Annotated in this window: 15 protein-coding genes; 8 read left to right on the top strand and 7 right to left on the bottom strand. The window is 69.7% G+C overall.

Going from position 1 to position 20,811, the window contains the following annotated elements; all coding sequences use genetic code 11:
- Window positions 1-64: 64 nt before the first annotated feature.
- Both WS57_RS27980 and WS57_RS27975 read right to left on the bottom strand, forming a co-directional pair.
- The gene (locus WS57_RS27980) at window positions 65-1,609 is read right to left on the bottom strand and encodes an NAD(P)H-hydrate dehydratase (protein WP_069245132.1); all 1,545 of its coding nucleotides are present in this window, start codon (window positions 1,607-1,609) and stop codon (window positions 65-67) included.
- Between the two features lie 45 nt (window positions 1,610-1,654).
- Window positions 1,655-2,959: an FAD-dependent oxidoreductase gene (locus WS57_RS27975; protein WP_069245131.1), complete on the bottom strand. Its 1,305-nt coding sequence runs from the start codon at window positions 2,957-2,959 to the stop codon at window positions 1,655-1,657.
- Window positions 2,960-3,289: 330 nt separating this feature from the next.
- On the opposite strand from WS57_RS27975, the gene purL reads away from it, so the two are divergent.
- The 3 genes from purL to WS57_RS27960 all read left to right on the top strand — a co-directional run bounded on the left by purL (window position 3,290) and on the right by WS57_RS27960 (window position 9,240).
- On the top strand, window positions 3,290-7,357 hold the full coding sequence (gene purL, locus WS57_RS27970; protein WP_069245130.1) for a phosphoribosylformylglycinamidine synthase: 4,068 nt from the start codon (window positions 3,290-3,292) through the stop codon (window positions 7,355-7,357).
- Window positions 7,358-7,362: 5 nt separating this feature from the next.
- A complete protein-coding gene (locus WS57_RS27965) occupies window positions 7,363-7,908 on the top strand; it encodes a GNAT family N-acetyltransferase (RefSeq protein ID WP_059512870.1) in 546 nt (181 codons plus the stop codon).
- Window positions 7,909-8,076: 168 nt separating this feature from the next.
- Complete coding sequence (locus WS57_RS27960; RefSeq protein ID WP_069245129.1) at window positions 8,077-9,240, top strand: acyltransferase family protein; 1,164 nt, start codon at window positions 8,077-8,079, stop codon at window positions 9,238-9,240.
- A 72-nt stretch (window positions 9,241-9,312) separates the two neighbouring features.
- On the opposite strand, the gene WS57_RS27955 is transcribed toward WS57_RS27960, so the two are convergent.
- The 5 genes from WS57_RS27955 to WS57_RS27935 all read right to left on the bottom strand — a co-directional run bounded on the left by WS57_RS27955 (window position 9,313) and on the right by WS57_RS27935 (window position 13,137).
- Entirely contained in the window at window positions 9,313-10,095 is a 783-nt protein-coding gene (locus WS57_RS27955; RefSeq protein ID WP_059477800.1) for a peptidylprolyl isomerase, read from the bottom strand.
- A 9-nt stretch (window positions 10,096-10,104) separates the two neighbouring features.
- A complete protein-coding gene (locus WS57_RS27950; protein ID WP_040127570.1) occupies window positions 10,105-10,422 on the bottom strand; it encodes a BolA family protein in 318 nt (105 codons plus the stop codon).
- A 1-nt stretch (window position 10,423) separates the two neighbouring features.
- Entirely contained in the window at window positions 10,424-10,954 is a 531-nt protein-coding gene (locus WS57_RS27945; protein ID WP_006402253.1) for a septation protein A, read from the bottom strand.
- Between the two features lie 145 nt (window positions 10,955-11,099).
- Window positions 11,100-11,531, bottom strand: coding sequence for a peptide-methionine (R)-S-oxide reductase MsrB (msrB, locus tag WS57_RS27940; protein ID WP_009691197.1), 432 nt, complete (start codon window positions 11,529-11,531; stop codon window positions 11,100-11,102).
- Between the two features lie 37 nt (window positions 11,532-11,568).
- The gene (locus tag WS57_RS27935) at window positions 11,569-13,137 is read right to left on the bottom strand and encodes a protein adenylyltransferase SelO (protein WP_059477799.1); all 1,569 of its coding nucleotides are present in this window, start codon (window positions 13,135-13,137) and stop codon (window positions 11,569-11,571) included.
- 154 nt (window positions 13,138-13,291) lie between these two features.
- On the opposite strand from WS57_RS27935, the gene WS57_RS27930 reads away from it, so the two are divergent.
- From WS57_RS27930 to WS57_RS27910, 5 genes are all read left to right on the top strand, one after another.
- Complete coding sequence (locus WS57_RS27930) at window positions 13,292-14,935, top strand: 3-(methylthio)propionyl-CoA ligase (protein WP_069245128.1); 1,644 nt, start codon at window positions 13,292-13,294, stop codon at window positions 14,933-14,935.
- 175 nt (window positions 14,936-15,110) lie between these two features.
- The gene (locus WS57_RS27925; protein WP_069245497.1) at window positions 15,111-17,195 is read left to right on the top strand and encodes a 3-hydroxyacyl-CoA dehydrogenase NAD-binding domain-containing protein; all 2,085 of its coding nucleotides are present in this window, start codon (window positions 15,111-15,113) and stop codon (window positions 17,193-17,195) included.
- Between the two features lie 45 nt (window positions 17,196-17,240).
- Window positions 17,241-17,873: a bifunctional nicotinamidase/pyrazinamidase gene (pncA, locus tag WS57_RS27920; RefSeq protein WP_040127566.1), complete on the top strand. Its 633-nt coding sequence runs from the start codon at window positions 17,241-17,243 to the stop codon at window positions 17,871-17,873.
- A 49-nt stretch (window positions 17,874-17,922) separates the two neighbouring features.
- Entirely contained in the window at window positions 17,923-19,101 is a 1,179-nt protein-coding gene (locus WS57_RS27915) for an acetyl-CoA C-acyltransferase (RefSeq protein WP_040127565.1), read from the top strand.
- Between the two features lie 303 nt (window positions 19,102-19,404).
- On the top strand, window positions 19,405-20,805 hold the full coding sequence (locus tag WS57_RS27910; RefSeq protein WP_059512760.1) for a GGDEF domain-containing protein: 1,401 nt from the start codon (window positions 19,405-19,407) through the stop codon (window positions 20,803-20,805).
- Window positions 20,806-20,811 lie beyond the last annotated feature (6 nt).

Below are 20,811 nucleotides of genomic sequence, written 5' to 3'. Positions count from 1 at the left end.
TCGGGATCGGACGGCCGGCGGACGAGGGGAGCCGCCGTGCGGCGGGGCAGTCAGTATAGCGGCGTTATGTGTCGGCGCGCGGCGACGGGTAAAAAAGGCGGTTGATCAGCGTGCGCACCATCGGCGCGAGCTCGCCCGCGGCAAGCCCGGCCGGGCCGGCGCCGTTCGCGCTCAGCGTGTCGGCGGCCAGCCCGTGCAGGTAGACGCCCGCGAGCGCCGCTTCGTACGGCGCGACGCGCTGCGCAAGCAGCGCGCCGATCAGGCCGCCGAGCACGTCGCCGGTGCCGCCGGTGGCGAGCGCGGCATTGCCGGTCGGGTTGACCGTCAGGCGCCCGTCCGCCGCGGCGATCACCGTGCCCGAGCCTTTCAGCACGACGATGGCCGCATAACGCGTGGCCAGCGCCTGTGCGGCCGCGAGGCGGTCGCGCTGTACGCTCGCGGTGTCGCTGCCGAGCAGCCGGGCCGCTTCGAGCGGGTGCGGGGTCAGCACGCAGGCGCGGCCGCGTGCGCCGCGCGCGGCCACGGCGGCGGCCAGGTCGGCATGCGCGGCGACGAGGTTCAGCGCGTCGGCGTCGAGCAGCGTCGCGGCGTCGTGCGCGAGCGCGTCGCGCACGAGCGTGGCTGCCGCGTCGCGCGTGCCGAGGCCGCAGCCGGCCGCGATCGCGGTCATCGCGCCGAGCTCGAGGCGGTCGGCCGGATGCAGCATCAGTTCGGGGAACGGCGGGTCGTACGGCGGCGCGCCGGCGCCAAGGAAGCCGACGTGCACCTTGCCGGCGCCCGCGAACAGCGCGGCGCGCGCGGCGAGGATCGGCGCGCCGCACATGCCGGTGTCGCCGCCGAGCACGGCGATGCTGCCGAACGTGCCCTTGTGGGACGCGGCCGCGCGCGCCGGTAGCGCGGCCGCGAAGCGCGCGGGCGCGTTCAGCACGACGCCGGGCGCGGCGGGCGGCGCGACTTCGAGCGACGCGATCTCGACCGTGCCGGCGAGGTCGCGGCCCTCGCCCATGTAGAGGCCGGGCTTCGCGCCGATGAAGCTCAGCGTATGCGTTGCCGCGACGGCCGCGCCCGCGCCGACGATCTGCCCGGTATCACTGTTGAGGCCGCTCGGCACGTCGAGCGCGAGCACGCGGCCGCCGCGGCGGGCGTGCGCGGCGATGCGCGCGGCCTGTTCGGCGAACGCGCCGTCGAGCGCGCGGCCCAGGCCGATGCCGAACAGGCCGTCGACGACCCACGCGTAGTCGTCCAGCGACGCGGGCGGGGCGGTCGACAGCGGCACGCCGGCCGCGCGTGCGATGCCGAGCGCCCATTGCGCGTCGTCCGGCTTGACCGGCACCGGCATCCACGCCTGCGTCGCGACGCCGAGCTGCTGGAGCCGGGCGGCCGCGACGAGCGCGTCGCCGCCGTTGTTGCCGGGGCCGACCGCGAACCAGACGGGGCGCGCGTCGCGGGCGATACGCTCGGACAGCCAGCGCGCGGCGGCGTCGCCGGCACGGCTCATCAGCGTGTGCGGCGGCAGCGTGGCGGCGGCGTCGCGTTCCGCGGCGCGCAGCTCGGCCACGCGCAGCAGCGCGATCGGATCGGAGTCTGAAGAAAGGGGGGCGGCAGTCATGGCGGCGTAGAGGGGGAGGCCGCCCGGGACGCGGGCCCGGGGCGGTCAGGTCGCGAAGCGCCCGGCGCGCAGCGCGGCGAGCGTGTCGGCGGGCCAGTGCTGCAGATCGCCGCCGACGTAGTCGGTCACCACTTTAGCAGACCCGCACGCGAGCCCCCAACCGGCCGGGCCGTGGCCGAAATTGACGAATACGCGCGGATGCGGGGTCGGACCGACGACGGGCAGCCCGTCCGGCGACAGCAGCTGCGTGCCTTGCCACGACAGTGCGGCCGAGATCTTCGCGGCGCCGGGCACCCAGTCGTGGACGGCCTGGCCGAGCAGCGCGAGCGCGGCTTCCGACAGCGGTTCGGCGAGCGGCTTCGCGGTATCGGCCGCGCTTTGCAGCACGGCGCCGCCGCCGATGCGCAGCCGCTGCTGGGTGCGCGTGATCGCGATCCGCTTGATCGAATCGACGACGCTCAGGTGCGGCGCGTGCTCTTCGTACGCGACCGGCGCGGTCAGCGTATGGACCCGCATCGGGTGCAGCGGCACGCGCCAGCCGAGCCGTTCGAGCAGCGGCAGGCTGCCCGCGCCGGCCGCGACCACGATCGCGTCGGCCGACATCACGTCGACTTCATGCGCGCGCGCCGCGCGCCCGCCGCCGGCCGCCGGCGCAAGCTCGATCGCGACGCGGCCCGCATCGATGCGAAGCGCGACGACTTCCGCGCCGAAGCGGAACTGCACGCCTTGCTCGTCGAGCGTCTGCTTGACCAGCTTTGCGAACAGCGGGCAGTTGCCGGTGCGCTCGGTTTCGAGCAGCACGCCGCCGGCGAAGCCGGGTTCGGCCGGCACCGACGGTTCGAGCGCCGCGCAGGCGGCGGCGTCCAGCGTGCGGTGCGGCAGGTCGAGCGCGCGCAGCAGTTCGAGCGCGGGCTGCATCGCTTCCCAGTCGCGCGGATCGCGCACCACGTGCAGGACGCCGGTTTTCTGCTCGAATTCGAGTTCGAGGCGCGCCTCGAGGTCGGCGAGCGCGTCGCGCGACGCGTCGATCAGCGGGCGCAGCCGCGCGTACTGCGCGGCGAACGCATCGGGTTCGCGCAGCGCGCCGAGCTGCCTGACGAAACGGCGCACGCCGCCGTTGAAGCCCGGCTTGTAAACGATGCCGCTGTCGCGCGGCTGGCGCTGACGCATGAAGGTCGGCCCGAACCAGACGTCGAGCGGGCTCGGCAGCAGCGTGCCGCCGTCGCCGTAGGTCGCGCCCTGCGCGACGGTCGCATGGCGTTCGACGACGCACACGCGGTGGCCGGCTGCGCGCAGCTGGTAGGCGGTGGCGACGCCGCTGATTCCGCCGCCGATGACGATGACATCCATGGATTGCTTCGATGACGGGCGGCGCGCGCTGCCCGATGAGAATTCGCGTGACGGGCCCGCGGCCCGGTGAACCGCGAATGATAGCGCCAAAATCGCGGGAACCGGCGCCGGGCGGTTGCGCCGGCGCCGGGCGCGGCGCGGTTGCACCGCGCGATCCGGCGCGGCCGGGCCGCGGCGCGCCGGCTGGCGGGCGATGCCGCGCGGTCGCCGTCGCGGTGCGCGCGGGCTGCCGATCGGCCGGTCTTGGGCGACCGACTTCCGGGTATAATTACGGCCTTCCTTTCGCCCCACGTCGCCCAGTTGCGCGACTCATCGACGTCAGTCCAGCCCATGGCTCACTTCTCGTGTTTTCCCGGCGCTTCGGCCCTCTCCGATTTCCGTCAAACCCGTCTGCTCGACACGCTCAGGCAAATCGACGCCAACATCGTCGCGGTGCGCGGCCAGTTCCTGCACTTCGTCAATGCGGCCGAGCCGCTGTCGGCCGATGACAGCGCGCGCATCGAGGCGCTGATGCACTACGGCGCGCCGTTCGAGCCGGCGTCCGAGAAGGGCACGACCGAAACCTTCGTCGTGCTGCCGCGCTTCGGCACGGTTTCGCCGTGGGCCAGCAAGGCGACTGACATCGCGCAGCACTGCGGCCTCACGCACGTGCGCCGCATCGAGCGCGGCGTCGAATTCACGGTCACGCTGAAGTCGGGCCTGCTCGGCGGCAAGAAGGCGCTGTCCGACGAGGCGCGCGCCGCAGTCGCGGCCGCGCTGCATGACCGCATGACCGAAAGCGTGGTCGCCGCGCGCGACGACGCGAAGCACCTGTTCGACGAACTGCCGGCCAAGCCGCTCACGACCGTCGACGTGCTGGGCGCCGGGCGCGGTGCGCTCGAGCGCGCCAACGTCGAGCTCGGCCTCGCGCTTGCCGACGACGAGATCGACTATCTGGTCGATGCGTTCCGGAAGCTCGAACGCAACCCGACCGACGTCGAGCTGATGATGTTCGCGCAGGCGAACAGCGAGCACTGCCGTCACAAGATCTTCAACGCGCAGTGGACGATCGACGGCGAAGCGCAGGACATGTCGCTGTTCGCGATGATCCGCAACACCGAGAAGCTGAGCCCGCAGGGCACCATCGTCGCGTATTCGGACAACTCGTCGATCATGGTCGGCGCCGAGGCCGAGCGCTGGTTCCCGCGCGGCGGCGCGGGCGCGGCCGGTGCGCCGGGCGAGCGCTACGGCCGTCACACCGAGCTCACGCACACGCTGATGAAGGTCGAGACGCACAACCACCCGACCGCGATCTCGCCGTTCCCCGGCGCGGCGACCGGCGCGGGCGGCGAGATCCGCGACGAAGGTGCGACGGGCCGCGGTGCGCGTCCGAAGGCCGGCCTGACGGGCTTCACCGTGTCGAACCTCGACCTGCCCGGCGCGCGCCAGCCGTGGGAAAACGCGCGCGACGCCGCGCAGCCGGTCGGCGAGCGCAACCCCGACGAGCAGCACGGCCCGTACGGCCGTCCGGACCGCATCGCGTCGCCGCTGCAGATCATGATCGACGGCCCGCTCGGCGGCGCCGCGTTCAACAACGAATTCGGCCGGCCGAACCTCGGCGGCTACTTCCGCGTGTACGAGCAGAACGTCGGCGGCACCGTGCGCGGCTATCACAAGCCGATCATGATCGCGGGCGGCCTCGGCAACATCGCGGATCAACACACGCACAAGCACGACGTGCCGGCCGGCTCGCTGCTGATCCAGATCGGCGGCCCCGGCATGCGGATCGGGATGGGCGGCGGCGCCGCGAGCTCGATGGCGACCGGCGCGAACACGGCCGAGCTCGACTTCGACTCGGTGCAGCGCGGCAACCCGGAAATCGAGCGCCGCGCGCAGGAAGTGATCAACGGCTGCTGGCAGCTCGGCGCGGAAAACCCGATCCTGAGCATCCACGATGTCGGCGCGGGCGGCCTGTCGAATGCATTCCCCGAAATCGTCGACGGCGCGGGCAAGGGCGCCCGCTTCGAGCTGCGCAAGGTCGCGCTCGAGGAGTCGGGCCTGTCGCCGCGCGAAATCTGGTCGAACGAGGCGCAGGAGCGCTACGTGCTGGCGATCGCGCCGGCCGACCTGCCGCGCTTCGAGGCGATCTGCGCGCGCGAGCGCTGCCCGTTCTCGGTGGTCGGCGTCGCGACCGACGAACTCCAGCTGCAGCTGTTCGACGACCAGGCGAGCGGCGCGGATGCGTACCCGGTCGACATGCCGATGGACGTGCTGCTCGGCAAGCCGCCGCGCATGCACCGCGACGTCGCGCGCGTGACGACCGAGCGCGCGCCGGTCGACGTGACCGGCATCGCGCTGTCCGAAGTCGCGGTCGATGTGCTGAAGCACCCGACGGTCGCGAGCAAGTCGTTCCTGATCACGATCGGCGACCGCTCGGTCGGCGGCACGTCGGTGCGCGACCAGATGGTCGGCCCGTGGCAGGTGCCGGTGGCCGACTGCGCGATCACCGCGCTCGACTATGCGGGCTTCAAGGGCGAGGCGATGACGATGGCCGAGCGCACGCCGCTCGCGGTGATCGACGCGCCGGCGTCGGGCCGCATGGCCGTCGGCGAGGCGATCACCAACATCGCGAGCGCGCCGATCGCGTCGCTCGACAAGCTGAAGCTGTCGGCGAACTGGATGGCCGCGTGCGGCACGGCCGGCGAGGACGCCGCGCTGTTCGACACGGTGAAGGCGATCGGCATGGAGCTGTGCCCGGCGCTCGGCATCGGCATCCCGGTCGGCAAGGACTCGCTGTCGATGAAGACCAAGTGGGACGAGCAGGGCATCGCGAAGGAAGTGGTCGCGCCGGTGTCGCTGATCATCTCCGCGTTCGCGCCGGTCGAAGACGTGCGCCGCCACCTGACGCCGCAACTGCGCCGCGTCGCGGACGCGGGCGACAGCGTGCTGATCGCGATCGACCTCGGCCGCGGCAAGAACCGCATGGGCGGCAGCATCTTCGCGCAGGTCACGCAGCAGGTCGGCGACACGGCGCCCGACGTCGACGATCCGGAAGACCTGAAGCGCTTCTTCGCCGCGATCCAGTCGCTGAACGCGCAGGGCAAGCTGCTCGCGTATCACGACCGCTCGGACGGCGGCCTGTGGGCGACGGTGTGCGAAATGGCGTTCGCGGGCCACGCGGGCGTGTCGCTGAACGTCGACATGCTGACGCTCGACGCGAACCACGAATCGGACTACGGCGACGCGAAGGACTGGGCGAAGCAGACGAGCGGCCGTCGCGACGACCGCACGCTGCGCGCGCTGTTCTCCGAAGAACTCGGTGCGGTCGTGCAGGTGCGCGCGGCCGACCGTGACGCGGTGCTCGGCGCGCTGCGCGAATTCGGCCTGTCGACCTGCTCGCACGTGATCGGCACGGTCAACGAGCGCGACGTGATCGAGGTGTACCGCGACGCGAAGAAGATCTTCGACGCGCCGCGCGTCGAACTCCATCGCGCGTGGAGCGAGGTGAGCTGGCGCATCGCGCGCCTGCGCGACAACCCCGCCTGCGCGGATGCCGAATACGACGCGCTGCTCGACGCGGCCGATCCGGGCATCGCGCCGGTGCTGAGCTTCGATCCAGCCGACGACATCGCCGCGCCGTTCATCGCGACGGGTGCACGGCCGCGGGTGGCGATCCTGCGCGAGCAGGGCGTGAACTCGCATCTCGAGACGGCCTATGCGTTCGATCGCGCGGGCTTCGATGCGCACGACGTGCACATGAGCGACCTGCTCGCGGGCCGCGCGTCGCTCGCCGATTTCGCGGGTGCGGTCGCGTGCGGCGGCTTCTCGTACGGCGACGTGCTGGGCGCGGGCGAAGGCTGGGCGAAGACGATCCGCTTCAACGCGAACCTCGCCGACATGTTCTCGGCGTTCTTCGCGCGTCCCGACACGTTCGCGCTCGGCATCTGCAACGGTTGCCAGATGCTGTCGAGCATCGCATCGATGATCCCGGGCGCGGAAGCCTGGCCGAAGTTCACGCGCAACAAGTCGGAGCAGTTCGAGGCGCGCTTCTCGTTCGTCGAGGTGCAGTCGTCGCCGTCGATCTTCTTCGCGGGGATGGAAGGCTCGCGGATTCCGGTCGCGGTCGCGCACGGCGAAGGCTATGCGGATTTCTCGCAGCAGGGCGACATCGATCGCGTCGCGGTCGCGATGCGCTACGTCGATCACCGCGGCGAAGCGACCGAGCGCTATCCGTTCAACCCGAACGGCTCGCCGGCCGGCATCACGTCGGTGACGACGGCCGACGGCCGCTTCACGGTGCTGATGCCGCACATGGAGCGCGTGCACCGCACGGTCACGATGAGCTGGCACCCGGAAGGCTGGGGCGAAGCGAGCCCGTGGATGCGCGTGTTCCGCAACGCGCGCCGCTGGATCGGCTGATCGTCGTGTGGTTCGACCCGAACGCGCCGGTCGAGGTCGTCACGCTGCGCGACGAGCGCCCGCGTGACGCCGACGCGATCGCCCGCGTGATCGTCGCGGCGTTCGCGGCCGAACCGCAGCACGGGCAGTTCGAGCGAAGGATCGTCGATACGCTGCGCGCGGACGACGCATTGAGCGTGTCGCTCGTCGCGGAACGCGACGGGCGCGTGATCGGCCACGTCGCGTTTTCGCCGGTGTCGATCGGCGGCGAGCCGGCCGGCGCGCAGCGCTGGTACGGGCTCGCGCCGCTCGCGGTGTCGCCCGATTGCCAGCGGCGCAGCGTCGGCGCGGGGCTCGTGCGCACGGGGCTCGACGCGTTGCGCCGGCTCGGCGCGCGCGGCTGCGTGGTGCTCGGCGAGCCCGCGTACTACGCGCGTTTCGGGTTCGCGCCGTCCGGCGACATCGTGTTTCCGGGCGTGCCGCCCGGGTATTTCCTCGCTCAGTCGTTCGACGAGGCCGCGCCGCGGCCGTCGGGCGCGGTCCGTTACCACGACGTGTTCCATCCGGTGTAGCGGGTTGGCGCGCCGGTCACGCATGCACGCCGCGCTGCACCTCGCAAGCCGCTCTTCGGAGCGGTTTTTTTATGTCCGCGTCGTTCCGTTCGTTCGCCTTCGGTGACCCGGCACACGGAATCGGCCGCCCGTCGTTGCTACGCTGCTCGCTTGAACGGAGGCAACCCGATGAAACCGGACAGCAACGGCGGCAGTTCGCGCGGCGCGCACGCGCACCTGCATTCGATCCAGATCCTGCGGGCCGTCGCGGCGTTCCTGGTGGCGTTCTGGCATTTCGCGGCGGCGATGACGACCTATCATCACGCACCCGCGTGGATCAATACGCGCAATTTCGCTGCGATCGGCAACGCGGGCGTCGATCTGTTCTTCGTGATCAGCGGCTTCATCATCTTCCACACGCACCGGCACGACAGCGCAGGCGGCGCGGCAGCCGGCCGTTTCCTGCAGCGGCGGGCGCTGCGGATCTATCCGCTGTACTGGCTGTGGACCACGGCGCTCGTCGCGATGTGGGGCATGCACGCGGTCCTGAAGACACACCATCCGACGCTGCATTACCTGATCTGCTCGTACCTGCTGTGGCCCGCGCCGAACCAGGACGGCGTCTGGCGGCCGTTTCTCGAACAGGGCTGGACGCTCGGCTACGAGTTCTACTTTTACCTCGCATTCGCCGCTGCCATCGCGCTGGGGCTGCGCCGCCTGTTGCTGCCGTTTCTCGCGGGCGTGTTCCTGACGATCGGCCTGGCCAGCTATCTGCTCGACGCGCCGACCTCGGTCACGACGCTGACCTGCGCGCAGCTGATCGTCGAATTCCTGCTCGGCATCGTCGCGGCGATGGCGTATGCGCATGTTCGCGCAGGCTGGACGCGCGCCGCGACGTTGCGCACCGGCGTGCTGCTGGCCGGCGCCGGGGTGCTGGGCCTGTTCGGCGCGGCACTGGCCGGCGCGGACGGGGTCGGCAATCCGCCGATGGAACTGTTCGTCGGCCACGCGCCGCGCGCGCTGCTTTATGGCGGCCCCGCGTTCATGCTGGTGCTGGGCGCGGTGCTGATCGACAGCGTGCGGCCGGTCGGCTTGCGCGGCCTCGTGTTTCTCGGCGACGCGTCGTATTCGATCTACCTGACACACGGTTTCGTCGTGGCGGGCATTGCGACGGCGCTCAAGCACGGTGCCGGCCAGCAGATCGGCGCGGACTGGATCGTCGCGGGCGGGATCGCGCTCGCCGCGGCGCTCGGCGCCGGCGCTTACCGGCTGGTCGAGCGGCCGGTGCTGGCGTTTTTCGCGAAGGTGCTGGCGACGGGGCGGCCGAGGCGGGCAGGCGCGGTGGAGGCGTAGCGCGGCGGCGCGTGAAATGAAAAAGGCCGCTCCGAGGAGCGGCCCTGGCACCGGCGATGTTCGCCGCCGGTGTTACTGGATCTTCGCCTGCTGGCGCAGGCCTTCCTCGAACGCCTGCAGCTTCTGCTGCACGAGCTGCTGTGCGATCTGCGCCTTCACCTGGTCGAACGGCGGCGGGGCGACGTCGCGAATGTCGTCGACGCGGATGATGTGCCAGCCGAACTGCGTCTTCACCGGCTCGTCGGTCATCTGGCCCTTCTGCAGCTTCTGCGCGGCCGCCGCGAATTCCGGCACGTACGCCTTCGGGTCGGACCAGTCGAGGTCGCCGCCGTTCTTGCCCGAGCCCGGATCCTTCGAGTACTGCTTGGCCAGATCCTCGAACTTCGCGCCGGCCTTGATCTTCGCGATCAGGTCCTTCGCCTGCTGCTCGTTGTCGACGAGGATGTGGTGCAGATGATATTCGCGGTTGCCGCCGACGCCCTTCACGAGATCGTCGTAGCGCGCCTTCACTTCGGCGTCGGTCGGCTGGTTCTTCTTCAGGAAGTCCTCGATCATCGCGCGCAGCACGACGGTCTGCTGTGCGACGGCGACCTGCGCCTTCACGTCGGCCCGGTTCGGGATGCCGCGGCGAATCGCTTCCTGCATCAGGATTTCGCGGTTCACGAGTTCCTGACGCACGGCCTGCTGCAGTTGCGGGCTGTCGGTTTGGCCTTGCTGGACGAGCTGCGCGACCATCGCGTCGGCGCGCGACTTCGGGATCGGCGTGCCGTTGACGACGGCGATGTTCTGGGCGAAGGCCGGCGCGGCGGCAAACGCGGCCGCTGCGACCCACAGGCGGGGGGATTTCAGGATCATCGGGAATTCCTAATGAGACTTGATGGAAGATTCGTTGAATTCTTCGGGCGTGTAAGCCACGATCGCGAGCGCGTGAATGCCGCGCTGCATCGCATCGGCGAGCGCATCATACACCAGCCGGTGCCGCGCGACGCGCGGCTTGCCGGCGAACGCGGCCGACACGATCGTGACCGTGTAGTGGCCGCCTGCCGCGGCGCCGGCGTGGCCCGCGTGCTGCGCGCTGTCGTCGCGCACCGCGAGCGAGGCGGGCGACAGCGCGGCGGTCAGGCGCGCCTCGATCAGCGCGATGCGCGCGTCGGGCGATGCATCGAGAAAAGCGTCCGTCATGTCATTCGTCCTTCAGGTACTTCGTGAGCCACAGGCTCTGCAGGATGATGAACACCACCATCGCGCCCGTCGTGCCGAACAGCTTGAAGTTCACCCATTGCGATTCGGTGAAGTTGTGCACCACGTACAGGTTCGCCACGCCGAGCACGGCGAAGAACAGCGCCCACGCAACGTTGAGCTTGTCCCACACGGGATGCGGCAGCGTCAGCTGCTTGCCCATCATCTTCTCGATCAGGTTGTTGCCGAACGCATAGCGCGCGGCGAGCAGCCCGATCGCAAACAGCCAGTACAGCACAGTCGGTTTCCATTGAATGAATTTCTCGTCGTGCAGGACGAGGGTGGCGCCACCGAAGACGACGATCACGCCGAGGCTGACCCACAGCATCGTGTCGACCTTCCGGTGCCGGAAGGCGACCCAGGCGACCTGGGCCAGTGTCGCGGCGATCGCGACGGCGGTGGCGGTGAAGATGCCCCAGACCTTGAAGGCGGCGAAAAACAGGATGATCGGAAACAGATCGAACAGGAATTTCATGGCGCTCGCAGCTGCGTGAAAGGCCGGCCTTTCACCGTTGTAGGGACCCGCCGGGCGCCGCCGGGGCGGATCGCGGCAAGCCGCGCGGGCCGCGCCGCGAAAGGTCGCCCCGCGAGGGTCGCCTCGCCGATCCGCCCGGCGCCGCTCATTCGTTTTCGGGTCGGGACTCGAAGTTTAACGCAGCCGAATTGATGCAGTACCGCAAACCGGTCTTGTCGCGCGGGCCGTCCTCGAACACGTGGCCGAGATGCGCGCCGCAATGGTTGCAGCGGACCTCGACGCGCACCATCCCGTGCGAGCGGTCGATGCGCTCGTCGATCACCTCGCCGTTCAGCGGCTTGAAGTAGCTGGGCCAGCCGCAGCCCGAGTGGAATTTCGCGCCCGACTCGAACAGCGGCGTGCTGCAGACGACGCAGCGGTAGATGCCGGCGTCTTCGGTGTCGGTGTATTCGCCGGTGAAGGCACGCTCGGTCGCCGCATGCTGCGTGACCTCGTACTGCAGCGGCGTGAGGCGGCGGCGCAGCTCGGCGTCGTCCTTCCGGTAAGGGAAGGTCTTGTCGTCGGAATCGTGGGACATGTGGGGTTCTCCTGATCGGTCGGTCGATATGCGCGGGTTACGACGAGCAGCTCACTTCGAGCGAGCCGGCCCAGTCGGGCGGCAGCGCTGCGTACGATTCGTGCTCCGGCTGTTCGTCGAACGGGCGGCGCAGCACCTGCGCGAGCCGCTCGACTTCGGAAAAATCCTTTTCCTTCGCGCGCCGGATCGCGACTTCGGCCAGATGGTTGCGCAATACGTACTTCGGGTTCACGCGATTCATCGCGGCGGCGCGTGCGGCGTCGTCGCGCGTTTCGTCGGACAGCCGCGCGCGGTAGAGGTTCGCCCAGGCATCGAACGCCTCGCGATCGATGAACAGGTCGCGCACCGGCGCGTCGCGGCTCGCGTCGTGCTTCGACAGCTGCGCGAGGCGGCGGAACGTCAGCGTGAAGTCCGCGCGGCTCGCATGCATCGTCTCGAGCAGCTGGTTCGCGAGCGCCGCGTCGTTCTCGCGTTCGAGTTCGAGGCCGAGCTTCGCGCGCATCGCGCGTTCGAGCGCGGGGCCGAAACGCTCCGGGAATTTCGCGAGCACGGCCTGCGCGTCCTCGACCGCGCGTTCGGCGCGCGCATCGTCGTCGGCGATGCCGTGCTGCAACCCGATCAGCGGCAGCAGCGCCTGCGCGAGGCAGTAGCAGTTCCAGTGCGCGATGCGCGGCTGCATCCGGTACGCGTAGCGGCCGCTCGTGTCCGAGTGGTTGCAGATGTGGTTCGCGTCGAACGCGTCGACGAAGCCGAACGGGCCGTAGTCGATCGTCAGGCCGAGGATCGACATGTTGTCGGTGTTCATCACGCCGTGGCAGAAGCCGACGGCCTGCCATTGCGCGACGAGGTCGGCCGTGCGCAGCGTCGCGGCTTCGAGCAGCGCGAGATATGGATCGTCGGCGTCGCGGCAGTCGGGATAGAAGCGGTCGATCACGTGATCGGCGAGCTGGCGCAGCAGGTCGGGGCGATCGTTCGAGAAGAAGTGCTCGAAGTGGCCGAAGCGCACGAAGCTTTCGGACACGCGCGTGACGACGGCCGACGTCTCGATTTCCTCGCGGATCACCGGCTGGTCCGAGCCGATCACCGTCAGCGCGCGCGTGGTCGGAATGCCGAGGTGATGCATCGCTTCCGAGCAGAGGAATTCGCGGATCGACGAGCGCAGCACCGCGCGGCCGTCGCCCATGCGCGAATACGGCGTGCGCCCGCCGCCCTTCAGCTGCAGCTCGTAGCGGCGGCCGTCGGCGCCGGCCAGCTCGCCGACCGTCAGCGCGCGGCCGTCGCCGAGCTGGCCGGCCCATACGCCGAACTGGTGGCCCGAGTACACCGATGCATACGGCAGCGCGTGCGCGGGCCAGTCGCGCGTCGGATTGCCGGCGAACAGCTCGGCGAAGCCGGGCTGCGCGGCGAGCGACGCGGGCAGGCCGAGCAGCCGCGCGACTTCGTCGGAAAAGCCGACCACGTACGGCGCGGGCAGCGGCGCGGCCGGCAGGCGCGTATGAAACGCGTCGCCGAGCCGGACGAACGCGTCGTCGGCGGGCGCGCCGAGCGTGGCGGCGAGGTCGGGCAGGGTGTCAGCCGGGTCGGCTGCGCTTCGGGAAAACGACATGTTGAGCGCCTCTGGGTAAGCCGATATTGTAAGGCGGCGCCGCGCCGCCCGCATGGCGGCCCGCGCGCGCAGCGCCGGGCCCGTCCGGGCCGTCGACGGGCGCCGCCGGTTCGAGGCTGTTCACCGATTCGCGTCCTTCAGGGAGAACAAGACGATGGGTAAGCCGTTGCTGGGCCAGATGATGGACATGCCGCTGCTGGTGTCCTCGCTGATCGCGCATGCCGCGCGTCACGCGGGCGACACGGAGATCGTGTCGAAGCGCGTGGAGGGCGACCTGCACCGCTATACATATCGCGATTGCGAACGCCGCGCGAAGCAGCTCGCCCAGGCGCTCGCGCGGCTCGGCGTCGCATCCGGCGACCGCGTCGGCACGCTGGCCTGGAACGGCTACCGCCATCTCGAAGCGTATTACGCGATCGGCGGGATGGGCGCCGTGTGCCACACGATCAACCCGCGGCTGTTTCCCGAGCAGATCGCGTACATCGTCAATCACGCGGAAGACCGCTACGTGCTGTTCGACCTGAATTTCGCGCCGCTGGTCGACCAGATCGCGCCGCAGTGCCCGCAGGTGAAGGGCTGGATCGCGATGACCGATGCCGCGCACCTGCCGTCGGGCGCGACGCCGACCCTGTGCTACGAAACGCTCGTCGACGCCGAGGACGGCCGCTACGACTGGCCGCGCCTCGACGAGCAGCAGGCGTCGGGGCTTTGCTACACGTCGGGCACGACCGGCAATCCGAAGGGCGTGCTGTACTCGCATCGCTCGACGGTGCTGCATGCCTACGGCGCCGCGCTGCCCGATGCGATGAACCTGTCCGCGATGGACGCGGTGCTGCCGGTGGTGCCGATGTTCCACGTCAACGCGTGGGGGCTGCCGTATGCGGTGCCGCTGACCGGCGGCAAGCTGGTGCTGCCCGGCAAGGATCTCGACGGGAAGTCGCTCTATGAACTGATGGAGGCCGAGCGCGTGACGTTCTCCGCGGGCGTGCCGACCGTGTGGCTCGGGCTGCTGAACTACATGCGCGAGGCCGGCGTGCGCTTTTCGACGCTGAACCGCACGGTGATCGGCGGCTCCGCGTGCCCGCCCGCGATGCTGCGCACGTTCGAGGACGAATACGGCGTGCGCGTGATCCATGCGTGGGGAATGACCGAGCTGTCGCCGCTCGGCACGCTCGCGAAGCTGAACTGGGCACAGTCGCAGCGTCCGCTCGACGCGCAGCGCCGGCTGCTCGAGAAACAGGGGCGCGTGATCTGCGGCGTCGACATGCGGATCGTCGGCGAGGACGGGCGCGAGCTGCCGTGGGACGGCGTCGCGTTCGGCGAGCTGCAGGTGCGTGGGCCGTGGGTGATCGACCACTACTTCCGCAGCGACGAATCGCCGCTCGCGGACGGCTGGTTCCCGACCGGCGACGTCGCGACGATCGACCCCGACGGCTTCCTGCAGATTACCGACCGCAGCAAGGACGTGATCAAGTCGGGTGGCGAATGGATCAGCTCGATCGATATCGAGAACGTCGCGATCGCGCATCCGGGCGTCGCCGAGGCCGCGTGCATCGCGTGCGCGCACCCGAAATGGACCGAGCGCCCGCTGCTCGTCGTGGTGCCGCGCGACGGCGCGAACCTGAGCCGCGAGGCGCTGCTCGCGTTCTACGAAGGCAAGGTCGCGAAATGGTGGATTCCGGACGATGTCGTGTTCGTCGAATCGCTGCCGCACACCGCGACCGGCAAGCTGCAGAAGCTGAAGCTGCGCGAGACCTTCCGCGACTACGTGCTGCCGACCGCGGTCTGCGAGTCGTAGCGCCGGTTTGCGCTGCGCGCGGTCGCCCGATCCGGCCCCCGGATCGGGAAAAAATCAAATTGAACGACCGTGCTTTTTCGTTGTATGCTGCCTCCGTTCGATCCGGACATGCGGCCGTTCGACCGCGCACAATGAAGCGCAGCCACCCCGGCGCGCGATGCATGGAGGCAGGCAGATGGCAGTGGATTACTCGACTCGCGACGGCGTGGCCGTCATCACGCTCAACAATCCGCCCGTCAACGGGCTCGACCTGTCGACGCGGCTGGGCGTCATGGACGCGCTCGATCGCGCCGCGCAGGATCCGTCGGTCACGGCGATCGTGCTGACGGGCGCGGGCCGTGCGTTCTCGGGCGGCGCCGACATCACCGAATTCAATACGCCGAAGGCGCTGCAGGAGCCGACGCTGCATACCGTGATCCGCGCGGTGGAAGCCAGCGCGAAGCCGGTCGTCGCGGCGCTGCACAGCGTCGTGATGGGCGGCGGCCTCGAACTCGCGCTCGGCGCGCACTATCGCGTCGCGGCGCCCGGCGCGCAGGTCGCGCTGCCCGAGGTGAAGCTCGGGCTGCTGCCGGGGGCGGGCGGCACGCAGCGCCTGCCGCGCGCGGTCGGGCTCGAAACGGCCCTGAACATGATCGTGTCGGGCGCGCCGGTGCCATCGGAGCAGCTCGCGAAAAGCGGGCTGTTCGACGAGATGGTCGACGGCGAGCTGCTCGACGCGGCCGTCGCGTTCGCGCGCAAGGTCGGCGCGCAGCCGGGGCTGCATCCGCGTGTGCGCGACCGCAAGATCGTGCACGAGAATGCCGCGGGTTTCATCCAGTTCGCGCGCAATTCCGCGAAGGCCGCCGCGCCGAATTTCCCCGCGCCGCACAAGTGCATCGACGCGATCGAGGCGGGCGTGCTGAACGGTTTCGACAAGGGCAGCATCGCGGAGCGCGAGGGCTTCGTCGCGCTGATGATGACGCCGGAAAGCCGCGCGCTGCGGCACGCGTTCTTCGGCGAGCGCGCGGCGAGCAAGATTCCCGACGTGCCGGCCGATACGCCGCTGCGCGAGATCCGCCGCGTCGCGGTGATCGGCGCGGGCACGATGGGCGGCGGGATCGCGATGAACTTCGTCAACGCGGGGCTGCCCGTCACGCTGCTCGAAACGAAGCAGGACGCGCTCGACCGCGGGCTGGCGACGATCCGCAAGAACTACGACGCGCAGGTGAAGAAGGGCAAGCTCACGCAGGAGAAGCTCGATGCGCGCATGGCGCTGATTGCGCCGACGCTGTCCTACGACGACCTGAAGGACGCGGACCTGATCATCGAGGCCGTGTTCGAGGAACTCGGCGTGAAGGAGCAGGTGTTCCGCAAGCTCGATGAAGTCGCGAAGCGCGGCGCGATCCTCGCGTCGAACACGTCGACGCTCGACGTCGACAAGATCGCCGCGTTCACGAAGCGTCCGCAGGACGTGGTCGGCATGCATTTCTTCAGCCCGGCGAACGTGATGAAGCTGCTCGAAGTCGTGCGCGGCGCGCAGACCGCGAAGGACGTGCTCGCGACCGTGATGGCGGTCGCGAAGAAGATCCGCAAGACGGCGGTCGTGTCCGGCGTGTGCGACGGCTTCATCGGCAACCGGATGATCGAGCAGTACATCCGCCAGGCGCTGTTCATGCTCGAGGAAGGCGCGCTGCCCGCGCAGGTCGATCGCGCGATCGAGAAGTTCGGTTTCGCGATGGGCCCGTTCCGGATGAGCGACCTCGCGGGCAACGACATCGGCTGGGCGATCCGCAAGCGCCGCTATGTCGAGAAGCCCGACCTCCATTATTCGAAGATCGCCGACCGGCTGTGCGAGCAGGGTCGCTTCGGCCAGAAGACGGGCGCCGGCTGGTACGACTACGTGCCGGGCGACCGCAAGGCCAGGCCGTCGGCGCTGGTGGACGAAATGGTCGTCGCGTATTCGCAGGAGCGCGGCATCGAGCGGCGCAGGATCGGCGACGACGAGATCGTCGAGCGGCTCGTGTTCGCGCTCGTCAACGAAGGCGCGAAGATCCTCGAGGAGAAGATCGCGTCGAAGGCGTCCGACATCGACATGGTTTATCTGACCGGCTATGGCTTTCCGCTGTGGCGAGGCGGCCCGATGCTGTACGCCGACATGGTCGGCCTGTACAACGTCGAGCGCGCGATTCGCCGCTATGCGGCTGCGCCGAACGGCGACGCGTGGCAGCTCGCGCCGTCGATCGCCGAGCTCGCGAAGGCCGGGCGCGGGTTCAACGGCTGACGCCGGTCGCGCGATCGCGCAACCGGCCTTGCAAGGAGACACGCAATGAAACGCACCGACGACGTGCTGCTCGTGATCGACGTGCAGTACGACTTCATGCCGGGCGGCGCGCTCGCGGTGGCGGACGGCGACGCGGTCGTGCCCGTGATCAACGCGCTCGCGCGGCGCTTCGACCGGGTCGTGGTGACGCAGGACTGGCATCCGCGCGACCACGTGTCGTTCGCGGCGAACCATCCGGGGCGCGAGCCGTTCTCGACGGTCGCGCTGCCGTACGGCGAACAGGTGCTGTGGCCCGTGCACTGCGTGCAGGACACCGACGGCGCGGCGCTGCATCGCGACCTCGACATTCCGCATGCGCAACTCGTGATCCGCAAGGGCTGCGACGCGCAGGTCGACAGCTATTCCGCGTTCGTCGAAGCCGACCGCACGACGCGCACCGGGCTTGCCGGCTATCTGCGCGAGATCGGCGCGAAGCGCGTGTGGTGCTGCGGGCTCGCGACCGACTATTGCGTCGCCTGGTCGGCGCTCGACGCGCGCGCGGCGGGCTTCGAGGCCGCGGTAATCAACGATGCGTGCCGGGCGATCGACCTCAACGGGTCGCTCGCGCACGCATGGCAGCAGATGCAGGCGGCGGGCGTCGCGCATGTGACGTCCGCGGGCGCGCGCCCGACGGCGTAGCGCATTCCCGTTCGATTCAGGACATGAAGCAGGACCGAAGGAGACTCGCATGACCGAAGCCGTAATCGTTTCGACCGCACGCACGCCGCTCGCGAAATCGTGGCGCGGCGCATTCAACATGACGCATGGCGCGACGCTCGGCGGCCACGTGGTCGCGGCCGCGCTCGAACGCGCGAAGCTCGACCCGGCCCGCGCCGAGGACGTGATCATGGGCTGCGCGAATCCCGAAGGCGCGACCGGCGCCAATATCGCGCGGCAGATCGCGCTGCGCGCCGGGCTGCCGGTGACGGTGCCGGGCATGACGGTGAACCGTTTCTGCTCGTCAGGGCTGCAGACGATCGCGCTCGCCGCGCAGCGGATCATCGCGGGCGAGGGCGACGTGTATGTCGCCGGCGGCGTCGAATCGATCTCGTGCGTGCAGAACGAGATGAACCGGCACATGGTGCAGGAAGGCTGGCTGCTCGAGCACAAGCCCGAGATCTACTGGAACATGCTGCAGACCGCCGAGAACGTCGCGAAGCGCTACGGCATCTCGAAGGAGCGGCAGGACGAGTACGGCGTGGGCTCGCAGCTGAAGGCCGCGGCGGCGCAGGAGGCCGGGTTGTTCCGCGACGAGATCGTGCCGATCACCGTGCGCGCCGGCATCGCCGACAAGGCGACCGGCCGCCTGTTCACGAAGGAAGTGACGGTATCGGCCGACGAGGGCATCCGGCCCGACACGACGCTCGAAGGCGTGTCGAAGATCCGTTCGGCCGTGCCGGGCGGCGTGATCACCGCGGGCAACGCGAGCCAGTTCTCCGACGGCGCCGCCGCGTGCGTGGTGATGAACGCGGATCTCGCGCAGCGCGAAGGGCTGCAGCCGCTCGGCGTGTTCCGCGGCTTCGCGGTGGCCGGCTGCGAACCCGACGAGATGGGCATCGGCCCCGTGTTCGCGGTGCCGAAGCTGCTGAAGCGGGCCGGCCTGACGGTCGACGACATCGGTCTGTGGGAGCTGAACGAAGCGTTCGCGGTGCAGGTGCTGTACTGCCGCGACACGCTGGGGATTCCTGAGGATCGCCTGAACGTAAACGGCGGCGCGATCGCGGTCGGCCATCCCTACGGCGTGTCGGGCGCGCGCCTGACCGGCCATGCGCTGATCGAAGGCAAGCGGCGCGGCGTCAAATACGCGGTCGTCACGATGTGCATCGGCGGCGGACAGGGCGCCGCCGGGCTGTTCGAAATCGTCTGATATTTGCCGGGCGCCGGCCGCGGCTTCGCTGCGTCGAAGCCTGCGGCCGCGACGCCCGCGCGAACGGCCGGTGCGGCCGGCCATTCGAGCCGGACGGTAGGCAATCTGCATCCATTTGGCAATGCCGTTTCCCCTGACTTGTCAAACGAATTGCCGCACCTATACTTGCTCTGACGTTTGCCTTTCGGCGGGACGGCTGGCGCGCATCGTGCCGGCGCGCGACGCGTGTCCGCTCGCCGGCCACAGGCGATGCGCCGTGCGTCCCGGTGCCGGAACCACGCAGCAGATCGATCGGGGACCGAATTGAGCACGACTTATGCAGCCGGGGAGCCGCCGCGCGTCGTCAGCGCGGCCGCGCGGCTTTACGCAAAATGCCTGCTGGTCGGATTCGCGTTGCTGCCGGCCTATCTGATCGCCTATCTGTGGTTCTTCGGCGACTCGCGCCTGACATTCGAGAATCACGCCTTCCATGAAATCGCAATCGCGGCCGCGACGCTCGAGGGCGCGTTCGTCACGTACGTGACTTGGGTCTGCTACCGGTCGTCGGGCGAGCCGCTGCTGCGCTGGCTGACGCTCGGCTTCCTCGGCTTCGCGGTGATCTATGCGCTGCACGGCATGTTCACCGGGATGGCGCATCACAACATCTGGCTGTTCCTGCTGTACGGGCCCGCGTCGCGGCTCGTGATGTCGATCCTGCTGCTGATCGGCCTGATGTCGTACTCGCGCCCGTCGGACCGCATCGAGAAGCGCACGAGCGTCCGCACGTGGCTGCCGTGGGTCGTGTTTTTCGCGCTGGTCGATGTCGCGGTCGCGTACGTCGCGTATTCGCCGGTGGCGGGCGCGCTCGGCACGCGGCTGTCGATGGAGGGCGGCGCGCTGGTGTTCTCGCTGCTGAACGTCGGCGTGCTGCTCGCGCGCCGGATCCGTTCGCCGCTGATGGTGATCTACGGCGTGTCGATCATGGCGTTCGCGCTGTCGTCGCTCGCGTTCATTCTCGGCAAGCCGTGGAATCACATGTGGTGGCTCGCGCATGCGATTTTCGCGGGCGGCTTCTTCCTGCTCAGCTATGGCGTGGTGCAGGCGCTGCAGACGACCCGCTCGTTCTCCGCGATCTACAGCCAGGAAGACCTGATGAGCCGGCTGTCGGAATCGATGGCGCGCACCGAGAGCGCACTGCAGGAACTGCGCCGCACGAACCAGAAACTCGAATACATGGCCGCGACCGATCCGATGACGGGCGCGTCGAACCGGCGCCAGTTCATCGCGCAGGTCGAACGCGAGATCGTGCGCGCGGAGCGCGACGGCACGCCGTTCTGCCTGCTCGCGCTCGATCTCGACAACTTCAAGAACATCAACGATGCATACGGGCATCAGATCGGCGACGAAGTGCTGCGCGGCGTCGTGCGCCAGTGCCTCGACGCGATCCGGCCCGCGGGCGGGCTCGCGCGGGTCGGCGGCGAGGAGTTCATGGCGCTGTTGCCGGAGATGCCGCTCGAAGGCGCACGGATGACGGCCGAACGGGTGCGTTCGTCGATCGCGAGTTCGCCGTTCGGGCTCGACTTCAAGCGCGTGCAGGTGACGGTCAGCGTCGGCGTCGCGCAGTATGGCGTCGACGGGAGTACGGTCGATGCGTTGCTGCGGGCGGTCGACGAGCGGCTGTATCAGGCGAAGCGGGAGGGGCGGAATCGGGTGGTGGCGCGGTGAGGCGAT

The sequence above is a fragment of the Burkholderia pseudomultivorans genome, from assembly GCF_001718415.1.
Classification (GTDB): domain Bacteria; phylum Pseudomonadota; class Gammaproteobacteria; order Burkholderiales; family Burkholderiaceae; genus Burkholderia; species Burkholderia pseudomultivorans_A.
The sequence above is the reverse complement of the archived record's forward strand: the minus strand, read 5'-3'. Positions and strand labels throughout refer to the sequence as shown.

Excerpts from the sequence above, each read along its gene's own strand:
- msrB (WP_009691197.1), bottom strand. The coding sequence starts at position 11,531 with ATGTCCCACGATTCCGACGACAAGACCTTCCCTTACCGGAAGGACGAC.
- WS57_RS27960 (WP_069245129.1), top strand. The coding sequence starts at position 8,077 with ATGAAACCGGACAGCAACGGCGGCAGTTCGCGCGGCGCGCACGCGCAC.
- WS57_RS27925 (WP_069245497.1), top strand. The coding sequence starts at position 15,111 with ATGGCAGTGGATTACTCGACTCGCGACGGCGTGGCCGTCATCACGCTC.
- WS57_RS27915 (WP_040127565.1), top strand. The coding sequence starts at position 17,923 with ATGACCGAAGCCGTAATCGTTTCGACCGCACGCACGCCGCTCGCGAAA.
- pncA (WP_040127566.1), top strand. The coding sequence starts at position 17,241 with ATGAAACGCACCGACGACGTGCTGCTCGTGATCGACGTGCAGTACGAC.
- WS57_RS27945 (WP_006402253.1), bottom strand. The coding sequence starts at position 10,954 with ATGAAATTCCTGTTCGATCTGTTTCCGATCATCCTGTTTTTCGCCGCC.
- WS57_RS27950 (WP_040127570.1), bottom strand. The coding sequence starts at position 10,422 with ATGACGGACGCTTTTCTCGATGCATCGCCCGACGCGCGCATCGCGCTG.
- WS57_RS27955 (WP_059477800.1), bottom strand. The coding sequence starts at position 10,095 with ATGATCCTGAAATCCCCCCGCCTGTGGGTCGCAGCGGCCGCGTTTGCC.
- WS57_RS27975 (WP_069245131.1), bottom strand. The coding sequence starts at position 2,959 with ATGGATGTCATCGTCATCGGCGGCGGAATCAGCGGCGTCGCCACCGCC.
- WS57_RS27935 (WP_059477799.1), bottom strand. The coding sequence starts at position 13,137 with ATGTCGTTTTCCCGAAGCGCAGCCGACCCGGCTGACACCCTGCCCGAC.
- purL (WP_069245130.1), top strand. The coding sequence starts at position 3,290 with ATGGCTCACTTCTCGTGTTTTCCCGGCGCTTCGGCCCTCTCCGATTTC.
- WS57_RS27930 (WP_069245128.1), top strand. The coding sequence starts at position 13,292 with ATGGGTAAGCCGTTGCTGGGCCAGATGATGGACATGCCGCTGCTGGTG.
- WS57_RS27980 (WP_069245132.1), bottom strand. The coding sequence starts at position 1,609 with ATGACTGCCGCCCCCCTTTCTTCAGACTCCGATCCGATCGCGCTGCTG.